Origin of the sequence: Vibrio sp. 2092 (assembly GCF_033339635.1) — a bacterium.
In the GTDB taxonomy this organism is placed as follows: Bacteria; Pseudomonadota; Gammaproteobacteria; order Enterobacterales; family Vibrionaceae; genus Vibrio; species Vibrio alginolyticus.
The window spans coordinates 59,752-84,146 of the sequence record NZ_JAWOUY010000014.1 but is presented as its reverse complement, the minus strand read 5'-3'; the positions used below and the strand labels follow the sequence as shown (position 1 = coordinate 84,146).

The window sequence follows — 24,395 nt, the reverse complement described above, 5'->3', positions numbered from 1 at the left end:
ACTTATCTCTTTCCCAAACTAATTGGTGTTGCAGGTAGGCGGCAAACGAGCAAAGCCTCTGAGCATAGATTTCCTATGTGATGAGGTTTGCGAGTGCCCGCCAACACCGCTGCAACGCCAAGTAGGCAAGGAAAGCCACTCAAGCGAGAGTGGCAATACTTTTAGGCGGTTTGTTCCAACGCTTGTTCTTGAGATATTGGCGCTTGCCAGTTCCGAACATCAATCTTGCCTGTCACTGCGGCAGATATAAGGGCTGTTCGGCGCTCTTGCATGAGTTCAATCTTTAGAGAGGCTGAAGATGTTAGTGCATCATATTTTGCTAGAACCTTTGCCAAATGATCAACTATCTGAGCTTGCTCATCCTTTGGTGGCTCAAACAGCGGGATATTTTGAATATCGCTCATATTGAAGTGTGCAACTGTGCTCCCTTGCGACAACTGCTTCACAAAGTCATCAGCTAAGCCAGAGTAGATAGAGTGGAGAACAAATTCAGGCAACACTCTCGTTTGATTGAGTTTAAAGAGAACCATTCTTTGTCCGAGGCAAAGTGGTACTTCTCCTGTATAAACGCACGCCTCTCCTGCTGGAGCCTCTCTAGTGAATAGTATGTCTCCAACCTCTGGTTGACCGCGCTTAGTCCACTCTTCATAAATAGCATGGTTCGTGTACTTACCGCCATCTAACCGTAGTTTTCCATCTCGAACATTAGTTGTACGACAAACCAGATACTCACCATCATCAAAGTAAGGTGCTGTTTTGTGTTCAGCATCTACAATTTGATGCGTTATATGTTTTAGCTTTATTTGTTCCCAATGCTCAGGCACTTCCCCTAACCATTCCACACCAGAATTTTTCATTGGCGCTTGCGGATTTAATCCTTTAGTCACAGCATGGCTGATCACCGCTTGGCGCTTTTCTTTAAGCAGTTTAATCAGTTGCTGCTGCTTTTCGATCAAGGTGTCGATTTTGGCGGTTTCGTGATCGAGGAAATTGGCGATTTGGGTTTGTTCCTCAACATGCTCGGGCAGCGATATATACATTTCGCCGTACTTTTCAGCACTAACATTCTGAATAGTCGCCTGTATTTGGGAACCCGAAATGTATTGCCAATACGAAGAAGATTGAAAAAACCAAAAAGCGTAGTCAGAATTTAATCTAGCGCTATCACAGCTAACTTTTATCAAGTATCCAGCAAAACAGCAGTCACCAAACTCTTTCCGATAAATGAATGATTTACCAACAGTTGCACCACTTCTTGCCAATAAGATATCGCGATCTTTCAACAAGTAATCACTAGCAATGTCTTTAGGTAGTGAACGGAAAGTATCCTCTTTTAAAGTACCATCACTATTCATATCGGTGATTCGAATATATCTAGGTTCAGTAGATACAGCCCTTTCCGCTGCCTCATTGGCTCCATAGGACATAGAGCTTTCGAGCATATGTTTCAGTCGTCGAGTACACCAATCCTTAGGTATGTCATCTAACCACTCAACGTCAGAATCTTTATACTCTGGATACGCCTGATATCTATTTGTTTCTCTCAAGGCTGTCATTACGAATGCACCTCTTGCAGAAGCTTCATAATGTCGGCACTCACTGCATCCAAATCAGCGTCAATGGCTTCCAGTGTGCGTGGTGGTTGGTAAACATAGAAATGGCGGTTAAATGGGATTTCATAACCCACTACACCAATCTCATTGTCTTTGTCATCGCGCTTATCTGCGTTGATCCAGGCATCGGCAACGTGTGGCTGTACTTCGCGCTTAAAGTAGCTTTCGATAAGGGTTGATGTGCTCACACTTGGATCAAGCGGCACGTTCTCGTTATCACGCAGGTCGCCATCTTGTTGGAACTCAACCACCTTGCCTTTATAGTCAAAAGCACCGTAAAGCGGTTGTGCAGTTTCTTTGAGCACTTTTTTGATCACAGGTTCTGCGTCTTGGTTCTTCCACGTTACCGCATCAATAAACTGCTTTTTCTGCTTGACATCGAACTTGATGCCAGTAGCCTTAAACGCGCCTTTCAGAGTTAGTTCAAACTGGTTGAAGTCGTCGGATTGCTGCGCTTTTCCACCAAGACTGTCACCAACGGCAATTTGCAGGGCTTTCGCCGCATCCATCAGAGCTTTTTGATTGAGCCACAACTTACTATCCAGTACATCCTTGATTTGCTTTTCTTTCAACTCAGGGAAGTCGGCTTTGATCAGAACTCGAACTTCTTTTTCCACGTCAGTTAGTGAGCCGTAGGTGTCTTCTGTCCACTCAGCGCCAAACTGCTCAAAGACCGCCTGCATTACAGCGTTAAATGGCTTAGGAGCAAAACGCAATGATTCCACCGCTTCATCGGTGATTTGTGCTGACAGACGTAATGGACGCTCTATGGTTAGTCGGCGGTAGCCAAACTGATAAGTATCAAATATCTTGCTGGCAAAGTGTTTTTGGTTGTCCGTCACACCATCTTTGGTCAAGGTGTCGATTTCTTCAAAGTCACCAAAGTTTTTCGTGATGGTGCGAATTTCTTCATCAGTTAAATAGTGACGCTTAGAGCCTAATGACTTACGCATTTTCGTACTTAAGTTAGCGCCATTAATCAATTGCACTTTGCCCTTACGTGCAGGGTCTTTTTTGTTACTCAGTACCCAAACATAGGTCGCAATGCCTGTGTTGTAGAACATGTCGGTAGGCAGTGCGACAATCGCTTCAAGTAGATCAGCTTCCAGGATGTAGCGGCGTATTTCACTCTCACCGCTACCCGCACCACCAGTAAATAGTGGTGAACCATTAAGGATGATGCCGATACGACCGCCATCGATCACTTTGTTGTCGACATTCTTCTTATCTCGCATCTTGCTGATAAGGTGCATCAAGAACAGCAACGAACCATCAGAGACTCGCGGCAAGCCTGCGCCAAAGCGCCCATCAAAGCCTTTTTGTTGATGCTCGTCTTTGATTTCACCTTCAATCTTTTTCCAATCCACACCAAACGGCGGGTTAGACAGCATGTAGTCAAACTGATCTGCTGGCAGTTGGTCATTAGACAAGGTGTTACCCAGTTTAATACGGCTAACGTCTTGCCCTTTGATCAGCATATCTGCCTTACAAATCGCGTATGACTCTGGGTTTAGCTCCTGACCAAACGCACGCATTACCGCTTTCGGGTTGAGTTCGTGTACGTATTCCATACCAGAAGAAAGGAAGCCGCCTGTACCCGCTGTTGGGTCATAGATGGTGCGGATGATGCCATCTTTAGTTAGGGCTTCGTCATCTTCCATAAACACCAAAGAGGTGGTCAGGCGCACGATGTCACGCGGGGTAAAATATTCACCAGCGGTCTCGTTTGAGCCTTCCGCAAAGCGGCGGATCAACTCTTCAAACACCAAGCCCATATCGTGGTTAGAAATGCTGTTTGGGCTAAGGTCGGTGGTGGCAAACTTCTTCACCACTTTGTAAAGCAGATTGGCATCTTCTAGCAGCCCGACAAACTCGTCGAACTTGAAATGCTCGAAGATTTCACGTGCATCCTTGGAGAATGACTGCACGTACTTCTCAAGGTTCGCCTTGATGTTGCTTTGTCCCATCTTGCCAAGGTTCATTGGCGAGGTGTTGAAGAATGATAAATTCTTGGAACGGTCTTTTTCTTCGAACGTAGCACGAAGAAGAAACTTCTCGGCAGCCTCTTCAGGCAAGCCCATCTTCGATACTCTTTCATATTCTGTAAGCACTGCATCTTTGCTTGGCTCAAGCACACACTCAAGACGACGAAGTAGAGTAAACGGCAGGATCACACGGCCATATTGGGATTGTTTGAAGTCACCGCGAAGCAGGTCAGCTACCGACCAGATAAAGGCAGCGGTTTGGGAGAAGTTGTTGTTAGTCATTGTAAACAGCACAATTGAATATGAAAAATTGTGCTGATTGTACCTCACCACTCTCCAAGTCGCAGCGACATACAACAAAAAAGCACCTATTACAGGTACTTTAAATTAGAGATCATATTTTAAACAACACTAGTTCTTAGCCTTTGTAAGGCGGAGCTGCATCAATGAGATACCTAGCTAACAACTCCAAAATATCATTTACTCGCTTTTCGCGTTCTTGCCTAAGCTGCTTAAACGTCGACATATTCAGCTCAACAAGCTCGCCATCAACTGTGGCTTGAAGGTTGAACGAGCTTTCAGCAAGCTGCGTAACCTTCTTAATCCAATTCAGTTTAGACAGGTTTTCGACACTATTACTGTCACTGACGAAACCTGCTAGTTTCGCTCTTTCAATGACTTGGTCTAAAAGAGTTGTAGACTCGAATTTCTCCAATTCGATGATATAGCCGATCAAGTCGGACGAAGGAAGATTATCCATACTGTTTATTAAAATAGTAAAAAGTATTTATCTCTATTACAAATTTGTACCGGAATTTTTTAGGGGGAGTTAAGAGGGGGGAGTTCCCCATTCTTGCCAGTGGATAACATTGCGAAGCCGTTGTCCTATCTGGAACCTGCCATAAATAACAAAAATAACTCAAAGGTTATTTGCAAATACAAAAATAAATTTCTATGTTTATAAAAAATAGAGATTCATGCTTAAAAACTGGACTGTAACAACACAACCCGTTCGCCTCGCTTCTGACGGCATAATGATGCGCGAACGTTACCTGCTAAACGCCAAACACGCCAACCACAAATGCACCGAAGCACTCATTTCGATCTTTGGTTGCGGAGAAACATCCCACCGAATTGCTCTAGCAGGCGAAAAATTTAGGCTCAATCAACAACTAAATAACCGCCGTGGTGGTCGCCCACTTTCAAGCTATGCGATGGAATACTGTCTTACGTTACCAAAAGGCTACAGGCCCACCGCTGAGCAGTGGCAATCCATTGTCAAAGATTGCTGTTTAGCACTCGCAAAACTCTGCAAGCTGAATAAATCTGAGTTCGCTCAATATAGACAACAAATTCGAGCAGTACTACACCAACAAAGCCAAGACGGCACCAAAGGCAGTGGCGATCATGTGCATTTAATTATCGGTAAGGTGGTTCGTGGGCGCGTTTTGAAGGAGTTGCAGAAAAAAGGCGCGACAAAACTCTTGAAGCAAACTTTCAACCATGCGGTTTTGCAACATGTCGGAATAGATTACCGGAGCTATGAACCAATTGAAAAAGAGAAAGGACGACGGTTGAGTACTTGGCAGTATCAATATGAAAAAGCCAATCAAGCTTTAGAAATCGAAAAACTGATTAAGAAGATGCAAAGTCAGTTTGATAAGTGGCTTAAGGCAAAAATTGATAGTGATTGGTGCCAAGTACGCAGACAAAGCAATCGCCTAATTCAAACGCAACTCGCATTAGAAAAGATGCCATTGACTTCCCACCAAACAGAAACAATAAAAAATATTATAAAACAAAAAGGTAAACTATGAATTACATTATTAATGAAGCAATTGCCGCTGCGCCAGCCCGACGTTATTTTGTCGCCACTGCCGACAGCTTAGAATCTGCTATGCAGAAACTTACGGTTCTACTTGAGAAAATATCCTACGAAAGTGCTCAGCAGGATGGTCTACGACTTTTCATAACTCATCCATGTGGTTATGAAGAGCGGGTCAAGCTAGAAGATGTCTGCAAGCTTACTTATGGAAGGTGCTCAGACTGTCAAGCCATTATCACATTTGAGGATAATAGAATTTTAAACGACGTCTATGAAGACTTCGACTATGACAAACAAGACCGCTGTGCTAAATGTATTGATAGATTTTTTGATGAATAGATTAATTAACTCACGTATTGGAACATATACCGTACAATCGGTGAAAGGTTCCTAAAGCACAATAGATTAAATTGCAAATACTATTGCCGATGCCATTCCTAGCGAAGTGCGAAAATACACTTCGCTTCATTTCGTTTTAGAACACCTTCCTATAACGCCGCAGATGCAAATATCAAGGTTGTGACTCTCTATAAAACTTCAGACGCCAGTTCAACTCCCATCCAGGGAGCTGAACTGGCGTCCTTAACTTAGGATAATAGGCTTCCATATTGATACTGGCCTCATATGGTACTAAGATAAGGTACTAAAGGGTTATTCTCAAAAATCACAAATACCCTAACCTATTGAAGTAACTGTTTTTTAAGGCAGTTGAAGGTGAGTCCCGCCAGCTCCACCAAACGTTTGGAAAAGGCCACCTTCGGGTGGCCTTTTTTGTATCAACTAAAATAGTCTCTTTTTTCAAACATTCATGCTTTCTGAAATCTTACTACATAGATTACCGCATACCTTTGGCCCATGTAGGTTTACAAACTCGTTGAGTATTAATCAGTAAACAAGAAGTTCATAAGTACTAATCAAAAAGGCAGAAAGCATGGTACTAAAAGCCCTGCAACTTAAAAGTCTTCTGCTTACCTATCCTTTCTAAGAGATAACTAGATCTAAGTCTAAAGTCTATACTCATCTCCCTCGATGAATTGATTGATGTATTCATTGTTAGTCCCTACTCGCTTGTTTCATTACAACTCTATAGATGTAATGACTACAAACAGTAGTTACAAAAAATAATGTAACTCTAATCACAAAGTTAACCTTAGATATTGAACAGAAACACAACATATATAGATTTTTAAATTTCAAAATGAAAATATTGTTGTGAAAAATTAAGTTGCTGGAATTATTACAGTCATATTAGTGAGCATTGTAATGAATTTTGAAGAAAGTAAATTGAATGACGAACACGTTAATCAATACACACCGCAAATCAATGGTGTGTTAACAAAGAAAGGAAAACCACTTAGTAGCCTAAAGGTTAGCCTTAGTATTGGTTTAAGCATGTCAGGGAAATCAATAGACTTATCAACATTCACAGACAGTACTGGTCGCTTTGAGTTTTCTCCAGTCTATGAAAATAAAGACGTCATAAGCACTCCTCTCATTGATCGCTATGTAACTATTGTTTTAGTCGCAGAACTCAGCAATGATGAAAGTACTATTATTTGGGAAGGAAGCTTTGATGGTTATAAAATAGAGGATTACGTAAAAAATAACATGGCTAACCTTGCTTGTGACACTGAGAACCCTCTTAAGTACTTTGCTTTTTCAATTGATGATGAAGAAAACGATGACTACTACGTAAACAGCCAATGTAACTTATTTGGTTATATAGACTCTGACTTGTATGGAAATTAAATAATGCACTCATGATGAAACTCCAGTTCCTATGTCTCCTCTTTGGCCATTCATTCACGGGGGCATTGAGTATCGGTTAGAAGGAGGTTCTGGTATCGACTTCCACGCTCATGGACTAGGAAAAAATCTGTTCTGGGTTATGTCAATAACGCTACAAGTAATGAGTGATCGGCACTACAATCTAAGCCTTAAACTTATCTAGAACGCAACGTATTTCTTGACTTCAACAATAGATATAACGCTCGGATGACTGATGGTTGGGTAAGTAAAATAGTCTCTTCAACTTTGACTTTACTAAGAATTTCAGGTCTGGGTCATATAATACAACAGATGCGACCGTAGGCCTTGCTACTTGGGTTCAATTAGCTAATTTCAGAGCTAAAAAATGAACGTAAAGAACACGTTCTCGGTATTATAGGCCACATAAATGTAATGTCAGACAATGCGGAAATTAACCTATCTAATATTACTTGCAGAGCAATAAAGCTTTGTTTTTCAAGGTTAGTAAAAAGGCTAGACAGTCATGCTAGCAATGTATTAAATACCCTGGAGTAACAATAAAATAAATTAGCCATCGTTTTATATATACGCTTCATCGGCCTTAAATTATTTGAGTGATAAATAATAAAAGTGCGAAGCTATTCTGCTTCGCACTTTTATTGAGTCCAGCACGGCTAACTATATTAGAAGCGATACTCTACACCTAGTGATGCTTGGTTAAAGTCTGTTTCCGTGTTTGCACCGTTCGCGACATTCTCCGCATTGAGTTCTACGTCGTACCACATATATTCTGCGTTAACTAAGAAGTTATCAGTAACTTTAAAACCAACACCGGCACCAGCGAATACACCTTCATCATCTTTGTTGCCTTGGAAGCCCGCAACGTTGTAATCCGTCGAGTACCACATTTGACCGCCTTTTGCGTAAAGGTCGACACGATCAGCAATGGGAGCAGTAACTTTTAGAGCCGCTGTATAGCCGTCCGTTTCGGCATTTGCTAAGTTATTACCATAGCTACCGAAATCAATGTAACCACCTTCCAACGCTAAGTAAGGATTAAAACGGTAACCAACTAAACCTTGAATAACATCGCTGTCATCATCAAAGTCATCTTGTCCATCAACTTTTAAGTAACCGTAGTTGGCGCCAACATATACACCATGATCGTTGGAGTCCGCAGCATGTGATAAAGTACTAAACGTTGCTAAAGAAAAAAGGCTAATCAAAGTAACAACATTGCTTTTCATTTCGTTCTCCTAATATAAGTTCCATTGAAGGTTCGAATAGTAAAGAGCAAATGCAATGCCAACTTTAAATTAATGAAAAATATATTTAATTTTATAGAATACTGACAATCCTCTAAAGATCGCCGAACAAAAATAGAAAAAAGAGCTGTCTGTTTACTTTATATAAACAATACTAAATTGAGGTTAATCTCTGATGTGAAAAAGATTCTTGTTAATTTGTAGATTTTTCAAAGAAATTAAATAAACATCTAAAATACTCTTGTAGATTAATCCGTCAAAAAACGCTTAGCTAGTTTTTATAAGAAAGGAAGCTAATCACACATACGTTGCATCTTACTTTGCTTCAAGCCGTGAATACTCTACTCTTTGCCTAAGCAGAGTTTAATGGAACTGAAGTATGTTAAAAGGCAGTGAATACCCTTCTATTCGAGCATTAAGGACGTTTGTCGCGGTCTCTAATTACCTCAGTTTCTCTAAAGCAGCGGATGCCCTATGTATTACGCAAAGCGCAGTAAGCAAACAAATCGCATCGCTGGAGCAATTGGTGGGCTTACCTTTAATACAAAGAGGGACGAGTGGTATTGAGTTAACCGAAGAAGGCAAGCGTTATCTGCCGCAAGTCACAGAAGCTTTGGAGCTTATTCAGCATGCAACTGCCAACTTAATCCAGTCAGATTCAAAGCAAGAATTACTCACCGTGGACGTAACCCCTTCTTTTGCCAGTCTTTGGTTGATACCTAATATTGATGACTTCCACCAGCAACATCCTAACATCCGAGTAAGAGTCTGTACTGGGGATGGGAACGTCAAAGATTCGAGCAACGAAAGTGACTTACATATTCGCTGCCTTCCATTATCCACACATTATGAATACAGCCACTTACTGTGCGAAGAAACATTGTTATTAGTCGGTTGTACAAATGCTCCTGCAATTGAGAGTGTGCACGCTGTTAGCAATTATACTTTTATACCTCAAATCACTCGCCCTCAGCTATGGGAGCAATTTAAAGCTGTCTACACTGTAGAATCTCCCGTTACCTATCAACCTGTAGGCTTTGAACATTTTTACCTAGCTTACGAAGCCGTAAAAATGGGAAAAGGACTCGCCTTACTTCCTGATTTTATGGCGCAGAATTCTATTTTAAGAGGGGATATCCAACATATTCTCAACCTAACTTTACAGAGTGGTTATGGTTATTACGTGATGATCCCGAATTATCGCCTATCGGCTAAGAAAGTGGCGGCGTTTTACGAATGGTTGAAGAGCAAACTAAGCTAATATTGTTTTCTTGAAATGCTTTTGGTAAACCAAAACAACTCAAAGACTTCAGTATCTGTCTGCTCCAAATTGTGGCATTCTCATTAACACTGTTTCAAAAGGATAAATGGATTGAAAGATATGGACAGCAATTCGCCCAAACTCTCATTACGTACCATTGAGCCAACGGATTACCCTGAGCTTGCAGAACTAATGGACTTAGTGTTTCCTGATGTTGGCGGCTCATGGCCACGGCTGACTATTATGGATCTCATTCATCAGTTTCCTGATGGCCAAATCTGTATTGAAGATAACGGCAAAATAGTCGGTGCAGCATTAACCATTAAAGTGGACTACAACCGCTTTTCTCTTCCTCATCTATATACCGACATCATTACCGAAAACAACGTCATACAGAATCAAGTAACCGGTGATGCAATGTATGGTCTCGATGTATTTGTCCACCCGGACTATCGAGGGCTACGTTTAGGTCGACGTTTGTATGATGCGCGTAAAGAGCTTTGCCGTAGTAAGAACTTCAAAGCAATTTTAGCCGGTGGTCGCATTCCTAATTACCACCAATACGCAGATGAACTGAGCGTTGCAGAGTACATCGACAAAGTAAAACGCCGTGAGCTTCATGACCCTATTTTGTCTTTTCAGCTTGCTAACGACTTCGATGTAAAACGAATCATGCGCGGCTACTTACCAGAGGATAGCGCTTCTAAAGGTTACGCGACACTGCTGGAGTGGGATAACTTTTTCTACGAAGAGGATATTCAATCCGTACACGATGTAGAAAAGACTCTGATTCGAATTGGTGTTGTACAGTGGCAAATGCGCGCGATGAATGACCTGGAGGATTTGCTCGATCAAGCTGAGTTCTTCATTTCTTCTCTTGCGAATTACAAGGCCGATTTCGCCCTATTCCCTGAGTTCTTTAACGCACCGCTGATGGGCTTGCAAAACGACAAAAATTCCGTTGAAGCAATCCGCTTTTTGGCTAGCTTTACGGAAGAGATCAAAAACCGTTTCTCGCAGATGGCAGTCACCTACAACATCAACATTATTGCAGGCAGTATGCCCGTTATCGAAGATGGCAAACTGTATAATGTGGCCTACTTGCTGCAACGAGATGGTGAAATTAACGCTCAATATAAAATCCACATCACGCCTCATGAACAAAGAGACTGGGTGATCGACGGTGGTGACAATGTTCAAGTGTTCGAAACCGATGCGGGCAAAGTCGGCATACTGATTTGTTATGACAGCGAATTCCCTGAATTGGGAAGAATGTTAGCAGAACAAGGCGCACAAATTGTATTCGTTCCTTTCTGGACGGACACAAAAAATGGCTATCAACGAGTACGAATTTGTTCCCAATCGCGTGCCATTGAAAACGAATGCTATGTTGCAATTGGTGGCAGTGTTGGCAACTTACCTCGTGTTGATAATGTCGATATCCAGTACGCACAATCTGCCGTATTCTCACCGTCGGATATCTATTTCCCACACGATGCGACCTTGACAGAAGCAAGCGCCAACACCGAAATGATAATCTTCGCTGATGTTGATTTGACTAAGTTGAAACAGCTTAATACCGAAGGCTCTGTCACCAACTTACGTCATCGCCGCCTTGATTTGTATGGCGCATTCACCAAAGCCAAAGAGTCATAAGGATCTCCCTAGTTCGCCGCTACCAAAGAGCGTGGCGGCGAGTAAAGCAAGCTGCAGGTTGATTCTGCGCAATTATCAGAGGCATGTCAGTTTTTCTCAACGGTGAGAAACAAGAATTGACCCAATAGGACATTCGGAGTATCACTCCAACTTCGTTCCGCTTTTATTAGGGGAAAGCTTTTGGAACATATTAACGAACTTCTCATGTCAATGAAGCCTTTGCTTGAGCAATATGGCTACGTTGCGCTGATTGTCAGCATATTTCTAGAAGGGATAGGTATCCCGATGCCTGGTCAATCACTGATGATCGCGGCATCTTTGCTCTCGTCAGAACAAGTCATGAACCTAAGTATGGTAATGATGGTATCGTGGCTGAGCTGCTTTTTTGGTAATACCTGTGGCTACTTAATCGGTTATTACTTTGAGGGGTGGTTAGATAAAAAAGGCTACATTTCCGGCCCGAAGATGCAAACGCTTCAATTGACGATCCAGAAATACGGCCCTACGTGCTTGGTCGTCAGTCGCTTTATTGAAGGAATGAAGCAATTTATGCCTCTTGCATGCGGTATCGCGAAAATGCCACGTAGAGAGTTTTTGCTCGGTAACGCCCTCGCGGCAACGGTTTGGGTATTGGTATTCAGCTTGTTAACTCACTTTGCATTTGAGCATTTAAGCGTGTTGAGCAATCTGTACACCGAATACAAATATCTGGTATGGGCATTTGCTGCTGTCTTATTTACGTGGATGGTTTTAGGTATTGTTAAACGCAAAAAAGCCAAATCAATGCAATAACGACAGTCTCTTCATTAGCGCATAACTAAAGCTCGTGGTATCAGTGAGATACGCAACACGAGCTTTTATCTTTTTCTTTACGCGCAAAATTTAAACAGCCATTTAGACGTCTAGACGTTGACAATGTAGAAATGTGATATTAGTCTGCTCTTCTCTCTTATCATTAACATTGTCGTTTACATGTCCGGTTCCCAACAAACTACTAAAACAGTTGCACCGTCTGCGGTCGCACTGATCCCATTAATTGTATTCCTTGCGCTATTTATTGGCGTAGGCACTTACTTATCTTTGCAAGGCGTGGAATTTGCCTTCTACCAGCTGCCTGCACCCATCGCGGTATTACCAGCCATCATCATTGCGTTTCTTTTAAGTAAAGAGAAACTTAACCGCTCAATCGAACACTTCATGCGTGGTGTTGGCCACCCAGACATCATCGCAATGTGTATGATCTATCTGCTTGCAGGTGCCTTTGCTGCGGTAGCAAAAGCCTCTGGCGGTGTTGATGCAACAGTAAACCTTGGTTTATCCGCTATTCCAACCAGCATGATTTTACCGGGCATTTTTCTGATTTCTGCTTTTATCGCAACAGCAATGGGCACTTCGATGGGTACCATCGCAGCCGTTGCCCCCGTAGCGTTGGGTATTGCTGAATCAGCAGGAATGAGCTTACCGTTAACCGCAGGCGTTGTACTGAGCGGCGCTATGTTTGGTGATAACCTTTCTATCATCTCTGACACCACCATCGCGGCGACACGCTCTCAAGGTTGTGAGATGAAAGACAAGTTTAAAGAGAACATTCGTATTGCTTTACCTGCGGCGTTGATCGCGATTGCAGTGTTCGCTTTCAACAGTACTGCGACTCAAGTGCCTGCAACTGGCGATATTGAGTGGCTAAAAGTCTTGCCGTATATCACTATTTTGATCCTAGCGGTATCTGGTGTGAATGTGTTTGTGGTTCTGTCGATTGGCATTCTTTTAGCTGGCGGCGTGAGCTTGGCATCGATTGACAATTACGGACTAACTAATCTAGCCCAAGACGTTTACAAAGGCTTTGGTAACATGCAAGAGATCTTCTTGTTATCCATGTTGATTGGTGGTTTGAGTGAACTGATGCGTCGCCAAGGTGGTCTTGCTTTTCTAACAAATTTCGTTAGTAGCCTTATCCACGCGTTTGGCTCTAGTCACTCTAAGCATGCGAACAGTCGTGCAAGCGAGCTAGGTATTGCTGGTTTGGTTTCAATGGTCAATGGCTGTACGGCAAACAACACCGTAGCCATCATTGTATCGGGCAGCGTTGCTCGCCAACTGGCGGAAGAGAATAATGTCTCTCCTCGCCGCTCAGCAAGCTTGTTAGACATTTTCTCATGCGTGGTGCAAGGCGTGTTGCCTTACGGTGCTCAAGTACTGCTGCTAGGTTCCGTGTTCAACCTCTCGCCACTTGAAGTAGTTGCCAATTCTTACTACTGTTTTGCATTAGCGATAGCGGCTGTTGTCGCAGTGTTTATCAAACATCCCGCTCGTCAACCTGTAGCGCAAACTGAGAACTAACGACAAATACCGAAAAGGCTCCGCTCCGATGGAGCCTTTTTACTTTCCTTTCTTCTTTTTTTCTTTTCCGCGAGCAGATTTACTTCAAAGCTGAACGCAAACTTTGCGCACTGTGTAAAGGAATCGCAAAGCGATGCGCCACATCACGTAGAGCTTCCACCTGAGCCGCGTTACTGATTGCTAATTCGCCTGCCACATCGACGTGGTTATTCTCAAACCCCACTCTCACATCGAATCCAAGTAACATCGCACTCGCTAAACAGTCTTGCTCTCGCGCGCCAAAAGCACAAATGGCACATCGAATTTCTTCCTCGACAAAACGCGCCAAATTCAAACCTCGTAAATCCCATGGCGAAGACTGTTGAGCTTGGTGATAACGCCCTAACACCACTAATGCATGCTGATGCGTTTTAGGTAACACGCCCGCATCACGCAGTTGGAAATAACGTTCAATGTCGGTTGCATCGTAGAGAATAATTTGGCTCACGATGTTGTGTTCTGCCACCCAATGGAAAAAGGCATGCCCTTCTTTCTCACTTGCGCGATCAGGGATTAACTCCCTCAATGCAAAAGAAGCCGCTTCTGGTTTCACAGCTTTAACTAACGCCATCTGTTGTGGCGGAGAATACAAGCCCACCGCCTCTGTGGTGAGCTGTACCATCATGTTTTGTCCCACTGCTTCTTTCACGGCATGGTAAATTGCCATGTTGTCGTCGATGTCTAATGAATGACGTCCGTTGGCGTCTCTAGCATGCAAATGGATCATGGCAGCCCCTGCCGTTTGACAAGCGATAGCCTCTGCAACCAGTTCGTCTGTTGTCATGGGTAAGCTGGCGTGATCGTACTTAGTTTTTCTTGCACCGTTTGGGGCCACGATAATAGCGATAGGCTCTCGTATAGATCGATTTTCTAATTCCATTCCTTCGCTACCTCTTTTAGCGTTAATGAGAGTTTGCCAACTAGCTCATCAATATGGTGAGGCTGAATAATGAATGGCGGTGCAAGCAAGATATGGTGCCCATTAACGCCATCAATCGTTCCGCCCATTGGGTAGCACATTAAGCCATTTTCCATTGCTTGCTGTTTGATGCGTTTGTCTGCCAATGTGGCTTTACTCAGAGGCGCCTTGCTTTCTTTATCCGCCACCAGCTCAATGCCAAAAAATAAGCCTTTACCACGAATGTCGCCAATGTACGGTAAATGGGCCAATTCAGAAGTAAGCTCATTACGCAGCAAAGCACTTTGCTGATTCACCGCCGTTAATAAATCATCTTGGAAGATGGTTTGAATGGTTGCCACGGCAGCAGCGCACGCCACAGGGTGCGCCATAAAGGTATGGCCATGTTGGAAAAAACCGCTTCCACCGGCAATAGCTTGGTAGACTCGATCATTCACAACCACCGCGCCAATAGGTTGATAACCCGCACCAAGCCCTTTAGCCATACACACCAGATCGGGTTCTGCCTCTTCTTGCTCAAATGCAAAAAAACTGCCACTGCGTCCAACGCCACACATGACCTCATCCAAGATCAATAACACATCGTATTGGTCGCATATTTCGCGAATACGCTTGAAGTAACCTTGTGTGGCAGTCACAGCTCCAGCGGTGGCTCCCACAATGGGCTCGGCGACAAAAGCCATGACATTATCAGCCCCCAACTCAAGAATTTTTGCCTCTAGCTCATTCGCCGCTCGCAATGAGTAATCCAATTCCGACTCATGACTCTGCTGATAACGATAAGCATAGCAAGGGGCGATATGATGGCTCGGGTGTAAGATGGGTTTGAACGGTTCACGTCGCCATTCATTACCTCCGACAGCCAAAGCCCCCAAGGTATTACCGTGATAACTTTGCTGACGCGCGATGAATTGCTTTTTCTCTGGCTTACCTGATTCCACGAAATACTGCCGCGCCATTTTTAGTGCCGACTCCACCGCTTCTGATCCGCCACTGACTAAATACACATGGTTGAACTGTTCAGGCATGTGCTGACAAATCAATTCTGCTAGGCGCTCACTGTTGTCACTAGTAAAAAATCCAGTATGAGCAAATGGCACTCGCTCGATCTGTTCCAACATGGCTTTTTTAACGGCGTGATGACTGTGGCCAAGGTTTGATACCGCAGCACCACCACAAGCATCGAGATACTGCTTTCCATGCTTATCGAATAGATAAACACCTTCACCTCTATCGATGATTGGCAGCGTGGCATGGCAATGACGGTGAAATACGTAAGACATTTGAGTCCCTTCCAATGTGTAATACTTGCACACATCATCAGGAACCACCCCAAACGTGACAAGAGAATAAATCTCACCCTCTATGAGCTTTTGGAATACCACAATCCAAAAACACCAAAACCCTTGATATTTAAACAATAAAATAAAAATAGGCCAGCTTTTTAAAGGCTGGCCTATGGGTAACCCAAAGCTAAAAACAGAATCGTTTTACGCGTTTAGTGCCTGTTCTAAATCGGCTAGAATATCGTCAATATGTTCAATGCCCACCGATAAACGAATCATCTCTGGAGACACACCAGCTTGTTTTTGTTCTGCTTCGCTCAATTGACGATGAGTCGTCGATGCAGGATGGCAAGCCAATGATTTTGCATCGCCAATGTTCACCAAACGCTTAAAGATTTTCAAAGCATCATAAAAACGCACACCTGCGTCATAACCGTCTTTTAAACCAAACGACAAAATCGCAGAAGGCTTACCTTTCATGTATTTTTCGGCGAGATGGAAGTGTTCAGAACTTGGCAATCCGGCATAACTTACCCAACTGACTTTGTCATTCTGTTCCAAGAATTCAGCCACTTTGAGTGTGTTCTCGGTATGGCGCTCCATACGCAGCGGTAACGTTTCTAGCCCTTGCATAAGCATAAATGCATTCATCGGTGATAATGCTGCTCCGGTATTACGCAGTGGTACGGTACGCGCACGCCCGATAAATGCCGCCTCACCAAACGCTTCGGTATACACCACGCCGTGGTAAGAAGGTTCTGGTTGGTTGAAAACAGGAAAGCGGTCTTTGTGCTGCGCCCAAGGGAATTTACCTGAATCCACAATCACGCCACCTAATGTGGTGCCATGCCCACCAACGTATTTAGTGAGAGAGTGAACTACGATATCCGCACCAAATTCGATGGGTTTGCAAAGCACTGGCGTCGCAACGGTGTTATCCACAATCACAGGTACGCCTTGTGCATGAGCAAGCTCCGCCACACGTTCTAAATCGATGATATTACCCGCAGGGTTACCAATGCTCTCGCAGTACACCGCTTTGGTATTTTCATCAATTAATTCGGCCAAACTTTCTGGCTTGTCATCTTTAGCAAACTTCACCTGAATACCTTGATTTGGGAGCATGTGCGCAAACAAGGTATAAGTACCGCCATAAAGTTGCGGCGTAGAAACGATGTTATCGCCCGCTTGCGCTAAGGTCAGAATTGCATAGTTAATCGCTGCACTCCCCGCACTCACGACCAATCCAGCAATGCCGCCTTCTAACGCCGCCATGCGTTTTTCCAGAACATCGTTAGTCGGATTCATGATGCGAGTGTAGATATTCCCCGGCACTTCCAAGTTAAACAGATCAGCGCCGTGCTGCGCGTTGTCAAACTCGTACGCGACTGTTTGATAAATCGGCGTCGCGACAGATTTAGTGGTAGGGTCAGTTTCGTAACCAAAATGGATGGATAGCGTTTCGTCTTTCATGTTCTTCCCTGTCTTTCATCACTCAAATAGCGGCAAGCAAAGCACTTACCTTGCTTAAAACTTATATTGCCCAATTTTTCAACAAATAACGTAGGGATGAATCACAGAGATAAAACGCTAATTCAACTGTCCAAGTAACCAGTGACGAAACGTTTCTGTCGCATTCGTACGTGTGTTCATGATCAAGTAATACCCTGCATTGGCAGGAATCGGTTTGAATGGAGAAACCAAACGCTCTGTCGTCAATTCATCCTCAATCAGTGCCATTCGTGCCATCGCAATCCCAACGCCTGCTTCGGCTGCAGACATCGCCATATCCGTTCGATTAAAAAAGTGTCCGATATCGGTTTTAAAATCCAACCCCATCGCTGACGCCCAATATAGCCACTCATAGTCACGCGTCGCTTTTTCCCATGGCATCGCATCGTGTAGTAGCGTCGCCTCTTGCCATTGCTTCACTGGCATTGAGGTTTTTTGTTCACCAAACAACGTTTTTAGCCAGCCATGATCTTCAAGGTATTTTGGACTCATCACCGGCAGCAGATGCTCATCCAAAATCAGCTCCGCGTTAGCATTTCTATAAGGATGAAGACCATAGTCAATTGCGACGTCATAGTCTTTTATCTCACTATTTACCAGCGCACCTTCCGCAAAGATTTGTACTTGGATATCCGGATTATCATGATGGAAGCTTTCGAGCTTTGGGACTAACCATTTGAAAGCAAAAGAAGGCGTCAACTTCAAACGAATTTCATTAGTTTGCTTTTCTACTTTGAGCTCATCAAGCAATTTGCTCAGTTCCGAAAAGTGAAACTGCGTCGCTTGGTGTAACTGAGTGCCTTTTACGGTTAAACGAATACCGCGAGAGTGGCGTTCAAATAAAGTAAAACCTAATAACGCTTCCAAATGAATAATTTGTTGGCTTATGGCACCAGTGGTGAGGTGTAAATGTCTTGCAGCACCAGTAAAGCTGTTGTACTCCGCGACTTGGCTAAATAGACATAAGCCACTTATCAGATTACTTTTCATCCTTGAGCCTATAGTTTTTCTAAACGCTGCGTGTAATTTATATCGATTGTTAACAAAAGGTAAAGAAAAGAAACTGAGCACTCTGATAAATGTGTGGAGTGCATCAATGGAAGTCATCGTATTAGGCAGCGGCGTTATCGGCTTAACCTCTGCTTGGTATTTATCTCAAGCAGGCTATCAAGTTACCGTCATTGACCGCCAACCAAGCAGTGCCATGGAAACGAGCTTCGCCAATGCCGGGCAGATCTCGTATGGCTATTCTTCGCCTTGGGCTGCGCCTGGTGTTCCTGTTAAAGCCATTAAGTGGTTAATGGAGGAGCATGCTCCACTTAAAATCAAACCCACTCTGAATGCCGACATGATCCGCTGGGCGAGTAAAATGGTCGCGAACTGCACCCTACCTCGCTATCAAGTTAACAAGGCTCGCATGCTTTCGATCGCTAACCACAGCCGTATTTGCTTAGAACAGTTACGCCAAGAACACGCCATTGAGTATCAAGGGCGTCAGTTTGGTACCTTGCAAGTATTCCGAACACATCAACAGCTGCAAACTATTGAAAAGGACATGCAGCTCCTTGAACAAAGCGGAACCCGATTTAAGCTAATGGACGTCGAACAATGTATTGAACAAGAGCCAGGGCTTGCACTTGTGAAAGACAAACTGGTTGGTGGCTTGCATCTACCTGATGACGAAACGGGCGATTGCCATCAATTTTGCCAACAACTAACGGAGCTTGCTAAGGCACACGGTGTCCGATTTGAGTTCGATACTGAAGTAAGCAATTGGGTTACAGTAGGCAAAAAGATCATAGGTGTCCAAACGAACCGAGGACAATTTAAAGCAGACCAATATGTAGTGGCCTCTGGCAGCTACTCTACAGCGCTACTCAAGCAACTCGATATTGATATTCCGGTCTACCCTGTCAAAGGCTATTCACTCACCATCCCGATGGAAGATGAACACTTCTCTCCTCGATCTACTGTGATGGATGAAACCTATAAAGTCGCTATGACTCGATTTGATGACAGAATTCGCGTAGCTGGCACCGCAGAATTAGCAGGGTTTGATACTTCCCTTCCACAAAAGCGCAAAAACACTATCGAAATGGTCATCCGTGATCTTTTTCCTCGTTGTGGTGACTTCAGCCAAGCTGAGTTTTGGAGCGGCTTTAGGCCAATGACGCCTGATGGCACACCAATTATCGGCGCGACTAAATACGATAACCTTTTTACTAACACCGGACACGGAACTCTGGGCTGGACGATGGCTTGTGGTTCAGGTCAATTGCTAGCAAGCGTAATGAAAGGTGAAAAAGCAAAAGTGATGGATAATGCGGAACTTAACCTTTGTCGTTACGCCTGAGCACATGACTGAACAAAAAACAGACAGACACTTACTCCACAAAATGCATAACCATTGGCATTTTTAACTCATCAAAATCGCAGTACATTTAAATGACAATGTGCTGCATAATTAATCATCAGGCAAATCTTCTACCTAAAAGGAGCAAATAAGCAACAAGAACCAAATTTTAACAACTACTCTCCATTCTGTGTTCATCATCACGCTACAAAGGATTTGTAGCTAAAAAAGTTAACAATTGCATTACATAAAGGGTAATGTATTGTGTGAAAAACAACCACAAACACAACTAACAGGGAAAATACTCATGCAGTCATTAGTTGATTTTCTGAATGGAATTATTTGGAGCCCGGTACTGATCTATTTGTGCCTTGGCGCAGGTTTGTTCTATTCAATCATGACGCGTTTTGTACAAATTCGTCACTTCTTTGAGATGTGGCGCTTATTACTTTCAGGGAAGAGTTCAACAAAAGGGATATCATCATTTCAGGCACTTGCCGTTTCACTATCTGGCCGTGTAGGTACAGGTAACATTGCTGGTGTTGCTGCTGCTATCGGTTTCGGTGGCCCAGGTGCCGTATTCTGGATGTGGGTCGTTGCCTTCTTTGGCGCTGCAACCGCATACGCAGAATCAACACTTGCACAAATTTATAAAGAAGAAGACGAAGGCGAGTTCCGTGGTGGCCCTGCTTACTATATTGAGAAAGCAATGGGACAAAAATGGTACGCTTGGATCTTTGCTATCGCGACCATCTTTGCTTGTGGTGTTCTACTTCCTGGCGTTCAATCGAACAGTATCGGTAACGCAGTAGAAGCCGCATTTGGCTCAGGTGACATGATTGAAACCGCTATTGGTACCTTCAGTTTTGCTAAAATTTTCACTGGTACGGTTGTTTGTGTCATTTTAGCTTTCATCATTTTTGGTGGCGTAAAGCGTATCGCGAACTTTACCCAAGTCGTTGTGCCATTTATGGCGTTAGCTTACATCATTACTGCGTTTGTCATCATTCTTCTAAACATTGGTGAGGTTCCACGCATTTTCGGCATGATCATTGGTGACGCGTTCACACCAATGGCAGGCGTTGGTGCAGCAATCGGCTGGGGTGTAAAACGTGGTGTCTACTCCAACGAAGCAGGTCAAGGTACTGGTCCTCACGCAGCAGCAGCAGCGAGTGTTGATCACCCAGCTCAGCAAGGTCTTGTTCAATCTTTCTCTATTTACATCGATACATTACTTGTGTGTTCAGCAACCGCGTTCATGATTCTTATCACTGGCGCGTACAACGTAAATGGTGCGATTGAAGGTACATTCCTGGTTCAAAACCTACCAGCGGATATTGGTGCAAATGGCCCTGTGTTTACACAGATGGCGATCGAAAGCGCACTACCTGGCGTGGGTAAACCATTCATCGCAATCGCTCTATTCTTCTTCGCGTTTACGACCATTCTGGCTTACTACTACATTGCAGAAACGAACATTGCTTACATTCGTCGTACGTTCAAAGTAAATGGACTGATGTTTATTCTGAAAGTCATCATTATTTCATCCGTGTTCTACGGAACCGTGAAAACCGCCAACTTAGCATGGGCGATGGGTGATGTAGGTGTAGGACTGATGGCGTGGCTAAACATCATCGGTATTTTGATCATTTTCTTTATGTCGAAGCCTGCACTCAAAGCACTGAACGACTACGAAGAACAACAAAAACGTGGTGTGACCGATTTTACATTTAACCCTGTTGCACTGGGCATTAAAGGCGCAGATTACTGGGAAGATAAGTACCGACGTAAAACGGGTAAAGCTCCAACGGCAGACAGCAATAGCGCAGAAACTGTTGAGCAACCATCAACATAGCGTTATCACATAAATAAGAAAAAGCAGTGGTCCGATTGAGGACATAAAAAAGGGGGATTAACCAATGGTTAATCCCCCTTTCTTCATTATGAGTAACAGCTTAGGCGATAACCGCTTCAACTTTACGAGCGATTTTTGCTTTACCGACAGGTAACACTTCACGACCAAATTCGTTGTTCAGTACTTGCGCCATTGCGAAGTAAATTGCACTTGCGCCACAGAAGATACCCTCGAAGCCAGCGATAGCACCGATCACTTCGCTACCAGTGAAATCACGAGCAGCAAGCAAGAAGAACAGGATAGTTAGAGAACCAAATACCACTTGCTTCGCTGTTGGGTAACATAGAGAACCAATGAACATGAAACCAGTGAAGATGCCCCAAAGCGCTAGGTACCAACCCATAAAGCTTGCAGGGCTTGCAGGAAGACCCATGTGAGGCATTACGATTAGACCAACCAATGTTAGCCAAAATAGACCGTAAGAAGTAAACGCAGTTGTGCCGAATGTATCACCGCGTTTAAAGCACATGATGCCAACGATTACTTGGCTAAGGCCACCGTAAAAGATGCCCATCGCTAGAATCATAGAGTCAATTGGGAAAAATCCTGCATTATGAATATTGAGCAGAATAGTGGTCATACCGAAACCCATTAGACCTAGCGGTGCTGGGTTAGCCAGTTTTGTCGACATGTACAAATACCTTTTTTCAAAAATGTTGATAAAAAATGCGCGCGAATTTTAATGGGCTCCAGAACAAAAGAGAAAAGCTGTTATTGAAAACTTAGATTCCATAAATAAACCACTACATATATAAAAAAAGACCCTGCAAAAAAGCAGAGTCTTTATAGATGGTTAGGTTGTTTTTTACTCGATCACTGACAAGAAATCTCGTCCCAGAACCAGTTGCTTTGCGTTGGGCTTTCCCACACTCCTGGGCCATTTTTCGCAACAAAACATTTGTTTTGGTACGTCACTTTATCGCCGTTAGCGACTTGCGTTACACCCGGCTCCCACTGAATAAAATTGCCTGTCACTGGTGGTTCTGGCTCGGTTACTGGCGGCTCAGGTTCTGTGACGGGCGGCTCTGGCTCAGTCACCGGTGGTTCAGGTTCCGTTGTAGGCGGCTCCGTAGGAGTGCCTGAAACCAGCTTCCACGGGTCTCCTTTCGTTGGCTCATTACCTTGTGACCACCATTTCGCTTCGTAAACAGCACCTTGGTAAGAGACTTGTTCCCCCGTGTTGTATACTTTGCCAGAATCCCAAGCTGCCACACCACCTACAGGCGGATCGACCGGATCCACTGGATCTAACTTGTCAACTACACGAACTTCTGGCCAACCCGCATGAGATTGGTAGAAGTTAGTTACACATTTCTCATAATCACCTGCAACTAGCGCAGAGTAAGCCGTTTGGAAACCAACAAGTTCACATTCAAAAGAGTGGCCTCCCGGACGATCTGAGTAGTATTTCCAGTTTCCATCCCAGTTGGTGTACAACACGTCTGTCGCACCATTCAGATTTAAGCTACCGTAAGGCGTCTGCTGCCAACAGGTATTGGTCTCATCGGCTTCAATTGGAATTTGATAATGGGCGGCAAGACCTTCCCAATAACGAATACGGTTAACAGGTTGACCTTTATCCTTGTTTTGCTCACCACACTCAATACCACCATTGATCACGTTGATGGTGGTACCAAAGCCGTAACCAATGCCAGCATCAAGCTCACGCTGTGAAGGCACCCAAGTACGGTCAATCACATGTAGCATTGCAGGTTTCGGTGCTTGTGGGGTTAGGAAGAACCAGATAGCCGATGCTAAGTTCAGCCACGAATCCGCAACCAAGCCTGGATTTTTCAGCAATACAGATGCATCGCCATCAAACATCACTTCAGAGAACGCGCCATAGTTAAAATGGTAAGAAAGCTGTTTAGCACCACGTCCAAAATAACCTTGTCCTGGTTCACATGGCCAACGCTTATTTTGCCAGTCATTCTGACCACAACCTGTTGTGTAACCTTCTTGCCCTTCAGACCATCCCATTTCTCGCACATGAACCAAAGCTTGCTGCCACTCTTCCAACCCTAGCGGATTATCCGATACGTTATCAATCGAAATATGGCCACCGGTTTCTTGTGCAAAGTGAGCAAACGCTGTCACGATCGATTTTTTACAAATTGCATCCGAATCACGACCGTCTGTGTACTCACCACAGAATGCAGGGAACTTACCAATTGCACGTAGGAAACGCGTGTAAGTGTATTCAGGTGCCGCCATTTGAGTCAGGAAGTCCCACTCACTTTCGGGGAATACACGCTCTACACGCTTCACGTTTTCTGGGTTGGTTGTCGCCCCTGGAACAATCGCTTCAACCACTGAGTTCGGGCGTGTCTCTAATGCTTGTGACCAAATGGCATACATAGGATCAGAAGTTTTGCTTTGCTCTACGGCTTGAACGTCACCACGAGCAATAACATAACCATTCGGATTTTGCGGATCGGGCTGAATATTCATACTCGCATTCACTTGTGCTGCTAAGACACAACTCAATGCAAGAGGAAGATGTTTGAGTGCAAACATGTCTAGTCTCCGGATTTCAACAATACAATATACGAGGAATAACTAGACATATAGTGGATCATATATACGAAACACCGAGCCAAGTACGTTGATTCTGCGAGACAAAATGAATAAATAGGTCCTCACACACATTTTGTCACAAGAAAAATGTTACCTTGAC

General features: G+C 43.9%; 19 protein-coding genes. 9 read left to right on the top strand and 10 right to left on the bottom strand.

Annotated features, from left to right (window positions below):
- Nucleotides 1–161 precede the first annotated feature (161 nt).
- The 3 genes from R7P80_RS20735 to R7P80_RS20725 form a co-directional block, all read right to left on the bottom strand.
- Nucleotides 162–1,556, bottom strand: a complete 1,395-nt coding sequence (locus tag R7P80_RS20735; RefSeq protein WP_225491891.1) for a restriction endonuclease subunit S — start codon at nt 1,554–1,556, stop codon at nt 162–164.
- Nucleotides 1,556–3,880 carry a type I restriction-modification system subunit M gene (locus tag R7P80_RS20730; RefSeq protein ID WP_005381661.1) on the bottom strand — a complete coding sequence of 775 codons (2,325 nt, stop codon included), beginning with the start codon at nt 3,878–3,880 and terminating at the stop codon, nt 1,556–1,558. The genes R7P80_RS20735 and R7P80_RS20730 overlap by 1 nt, the downstream gene beginning before the upstream one ends.
- A 136-nt stretch (nt 3,881–4,016) precedes the next feature.
- On the bottom strand, nt 4,017–4,358 hold the full coding sequence (locus tag R7P80_RS20725) for a hypothetical protein (protein WP_005381663.1): 342 nt from the start codon (nt 4,356–4,358) through the stop codon (nt 4,017–4,019).
- Nucleotides 4,359–4,575: 217 nt separating this feature from the next.
- On the opposite strand from R7P80_RS20725, the gene R7P80_RS20720 reads away from it, so the two are divergent.
- The 3 genes from R7P80_RS20720 to R7P80_RS20710 all read left to right on the top strand — a co-directional run bounded on the left by R7P80_RS20720 (nt 4,576) and on the right by R7P80_RS20710 (nt 7,172).
- The gene (locus R7P80_RS20720; RefSeq protein WP_005381665.1) at nt 4,576–5,415 is read left to right on the top strand and encodes a hypothetical protein; all 840 of its coding nucleotides are present in this window, start codon (nt 4,576–4,578) and stop codon (nt 5,413–5,415) included.
- On the top strand, nt 5,412–5,762 hold the full coding sequence (locus R7P80_RS20715) for a hypothetical protein (RefSeq protein WP_005381666.1): 351 nt from the start codon (nt 5,412–5,414) through the stop codon (nt 5,760–5,762). Before R7P80_RS20720 ends, R7P80_RS20715 begins: the two co-directional genes overlap by 4 nt.
- A gap of 924 nt (nt 5,763–6,686) precedes the next feature.
- Nucleotides 6,687–7,172, top strand: coding sequence for a DUF6795 domain-containing protein (locus tag R7P80_RS20710; protein ID WP_053302978.1), 486 nt, complete (start codon nt 6,687–6,689; stop codon nt 7,170–7,172).
- 683 nt (nt 7,173–7,855) lie between these two features.
- On the opposite strand, the gene R7P80_RS20705 is transcribed toward R7P80_RS20710, so the two are convergent.
- Nucleotides 7,856–8,419 carry a porin family protein gene (locus R7P80_RS20705; RefSeq protein ID WP_005381668.1) on the bottom strand — a complete coding sequence of 188 codons (564 nt, stop codon included), beginning with the start codon at nt 8,417–8,419 and terminating at the stop codon, nt 7,856–7,858.
- A gap of 397 nt (nt 8,420–8,816) precedes the next feature.
- On the opposite strand from R7P80_RS20705, the gene R7P80_RS20700 reads away from it, so the two are divergent.
- From R7P80_RS20700 to R7P80_RS20685, 4 genes are all read left to right on the top strand, one after another.
- On the top strand, nt 8,817–9,698 hold the full coding sequence (locus R7P80_RS20700; protein WP_225491890.1) for a LysR family transcriptional regulator: 882 nt from the start codon (nt 8,817–8,819) through the stop codon (nt 9,696–9,698).
- A 120-nt stretch (nt 9,699–9,818) separates the two neighbouring features.
- Nucleotides 9,819–11,354 (top strand): bifunctional GNAT family N-acetyltransferase/carbon-nitrogen hydrolase family protein, encoded by a 1,536-nt coding sequence (locus R7P80_RS20695; protein WP_025768871.1) that lies wholly within the window; start codon nt 9,819–9,821, stop codon nt 11,352–11,354.
- Between the two features lie 204 nt (nt 11,355–11,558).
- Entirely contained in the window at nt 11,559–12,146 is a 588-nt protein-coding gene (locus R7P80_RS20690; protein ID WP_005383738.1) for a DedA family protein, read from the top strand.
- A 180-nt stretch (nt 12,147–12,326) separates the two neighbouring features.
- Nucleotides 12,327–13,694, top strand: a complete 1,368-nt coding sequence (locus R7P80_RS20685; protein WP_005381672.1) for a Na+/H+ antiporter NhaC family protein — start codon at nt 12,327–12,329, stop codon at nt 13,692–13,694.
- A gap of 79 nt (nt 13,695–13,773) precedes the next feature.
- Here the strand turns inward: R7P80_RS20685 and R7P80_RS20680 are convergent, their stop codons facing one another.
- The 4 genes from R7P80_RS20680 to R7P80_RS20665 all read right to left on the bottom strand — a co-directional run bounded on the left by R7P80_RS20680 (nt 13,774) and on the right by R7P80_RS20665 (nt 18,440).
- Nucleotides 13,774–14,613 (bottom strand): 3-keto-5-aminohexanoate cleavage protein, encoded by an 840-nt coding sequence (locus tag R7P80_RS20680; protein ID WP_158157263.1) that lies wholly within the window; start codon nt 14,611–14,613, stop codon nt 13,774–13,776.
- On the bottom strand, nt 14,604–15,935 hold the full coding sequence (locus tag R7P80_RS20675; RefSeq protein WP_206958386.1) for an aspartate aminotransferase family protein: 1,332 nt from the start codon (nt 15,933–15,935) through the stop codon (nt 14,604–14,606). Before R7P80_RS20675 ends, R7P80_RS20680 begins: the two co-directional genes overlap by 10 nt.
- 207 nt (nt 15,936–16,142) lie before the next feature.
- On the bottom strand, nt 16,143–17,411 hold the full coding sequence (locus R7P80_RS20670) for an O-acetylhomoserine aminocarboxypropyltransferase/cysteine synthase family protein (RefSeq protein ID WP_005381677.1): 1,269 nt from the start codon (nt 17,409–17,411) through the stop codon (nt 16,143–16,145).
- Nucleotides 17,412–17,528: 117 nt separating this feature from the next.
- On the bottom strand, nt 17,529–18,440 hold the full coding sequence (locus R7P80_RS20665; protein WP_206958384.1) for a LysR substrate-binding domain-containing protein: 912 nt from the start codon (nt 18,438–18,440) through the stop codon (nt 17,529–17,531).
- A gap of 106 nt (nt 18,441–18,546) precedes the next feature.
- Here R7P80_RS20665 and R7P80_RS20660 point away from each other — a divergent pair, with 106 nt between their 5' ends.
- Nucleotides 18,547–19,803 (top strand): D-amino acid dehydrogenase, encoded by a 1,257-nt coding sequence (locus R7P80_RS20660; protein WP_225491889.1) that lies wholly within the window; start codon nt 18,547–18,549, stop codon nt 19,801–19,803.
- A 307-nt stretch (nt 19,804–20,110) separates the two neighbouring features.
- Nucleotides 20,111–21,658 carry an alanine/glycine:cation symporter family protein gene (locus tag R7P80_RS20655; protein ID WP_005381681.1) on the top strand — a complete coding sequence of 516 codons (1,548 nt, stop codon included), beginning with the start codon at nt 20,111–20,113 and terminating at the stop codon, nt 21,656–21,658.
- A 100-nt stretch (nt 21,659–21,758) separates the two neighbouring features.
- On the opposite strand, the gene R7P80_RS20650 is transcribed toward R7P80_RS20655, so the two are convergent.
- Both R7P80_RS20650 and R7P80_RS20645 read right to left on the bottom strand, forming a co-directional pair.
- Nucleotides 21,759–22,349 carry an acetate uptake transporter gene (locus tag R7P80_RS20650; protein ID WP_005381682.1) on the bottom strand — a complete coding sequence of 197 codons (591 nt, stop codon included), beginning with the start codon at nt 22,347–22,349 and terminating at the stop codon, nt 21,759–21,761.
- A gap of 182 nt (nt 22,350–22,531) precedes the next feature.
- A complete protein-coding gene (locus R7P80_RS20645) occupies nt 22,532–24,235 on the bottom strand; it encodes a chitinase (RefSeq protein WP_206949575.1) in 1,704 nt (567 codons plus the stop codon).
- Nucleotides 24,236–24,395 lie beyond the last annotated feature (160 nt).

Bases quoted from the DNA above. Each gene is read 5' to 3' on its own strand.
- R7P80_RS20650 (WP_005381682.1), bottom strand. From the start codon at position 22,349: ATGTCGACAAAACTGGCTAACCCAGCACCGCTAGGTCTAATGGGTTTC.
- R7P80_RS20695 (WP_025768871.1), top strand. From the start codon at position 9,819: ATGGACAGCAATTCGCCCAAACTCTCATTACGTACCATTGAGCCAACG.
- R7P80_RS20705 (WP_005381668.1), bottom strand. From the start codon at position 8,419: ATGAAAAGCAATGTTGTTACTTTGATTAGCCTTTTTTCTTTAGCAACG.
- R7P80_RS20665 (WP_206958384.1), bottom strand. From the start codon at position 18,440: ATGAAAAGTAATCTGATAAGTGGCTTATGTCTATTTAGCCAAGTCGCG.
- R7P80_RS20680 (WP_158157263.1), bottom strand. From the start codon at position 14,613: ATGGAATTAGAAAATCGATCTATACGAGAGCCTATCGCTATTATCGTG.
- R7P80_RS20700 (WP_225491890.1), top strand. From the start codon at position 8,817: ATGTTAAAAGGCAGTGAATACCCTTCTATTCGAGCATTAAGGACGTTT.
- R7P80_RS20690 (WP_005383738.1), top strand. From the start codon at position 11,559: ATGTCAATGAAGCCTTTGCTTGAGCAATATGGCTACGTTGCGCTGATT.
- R7P80_RS20645 (WP_206949575.1), bottom strand. From the start codon at position 24,235: ATGTTTGCACTCAAACATCTTCCTCTTGCATTGAGTTGTGTCTTAGCA.
- R7P80_RS20720 (WP_005381665.1), top strand. From the start codon at position 4,576: ATGCTTAAAAACTGGACTGTAACAACACAACCCGTTCGCCTCGCTTCT.
- R7P80_RS20725 (WP_005381663.1), bottom strand. From the start codon at position 4,358: ATGGATAATCTTCCTTCGTCCGACTTGATCGGCTATATCATCGAATTG.
- R7P80_RS20715 (WP_005381666.1), top strand. From the start codon at position 5,412: ATGAATTACATTATTAATGAAGCAATTGCCGCTGCGCCAGCCCGACGT.
- R7P80_RS20675 (WP_206958386.1), bottom strand. From the start codon at position 15,935: ATGTCTTACGTATTTCACCGTCATTGCCATGCCACGCTGCCAATCATC.
- R7P80_RS20685 (WP_005381672.1), top strand. From the start codon at position 12,327: ATGTCCGGTTCCCAACAAACTACTAAAACAGTTGCACCGTCTGCGGTC.
- R7P80_RS20670 (WP_005381677.1), bottom strand. From the start codon at position 17,411: ATGAAAGACGAAACGCTATCCATCCATTTTGGTTACGAAACTGACCCT.
- R7P80_RS20660 (WP_225491889.1), top strand. From the start codon at position 18,547: ATGGAAGTCATCGTATTAGGCAGCGGCGTTATCGGCTTAACCTCTGCT.
- R7P80_RS20730 (WP_005381661.1), bottom strand. From the start codon at position 3,880: ATGACTAACAACAACTTCTCCCAAACCGCTGCCTTTATCTGGTCGGTA.
- R7P80_RS20655 (WP_005381681.1), top strand. From the start codon at position 20,111: ATGCAGTCATTAGTTGATTTTCTGAATGGAATTATTTGGAGCCCGGTA.
- R7P80_RS20735 (WP_225491891.1), bottom strand. From the start codon at position 1,556: ATGACAGCCTTGAGAGAAACAAATAGATATCAGGCGTATCCAGAGTAT.
- R7P80_RS20710 (WP_053302978.1), top strand. From the start codon at position 6,687: ATGAATTTTGAAGAAAGTAAATTGAATGACGAACACGTTAATCAATAC.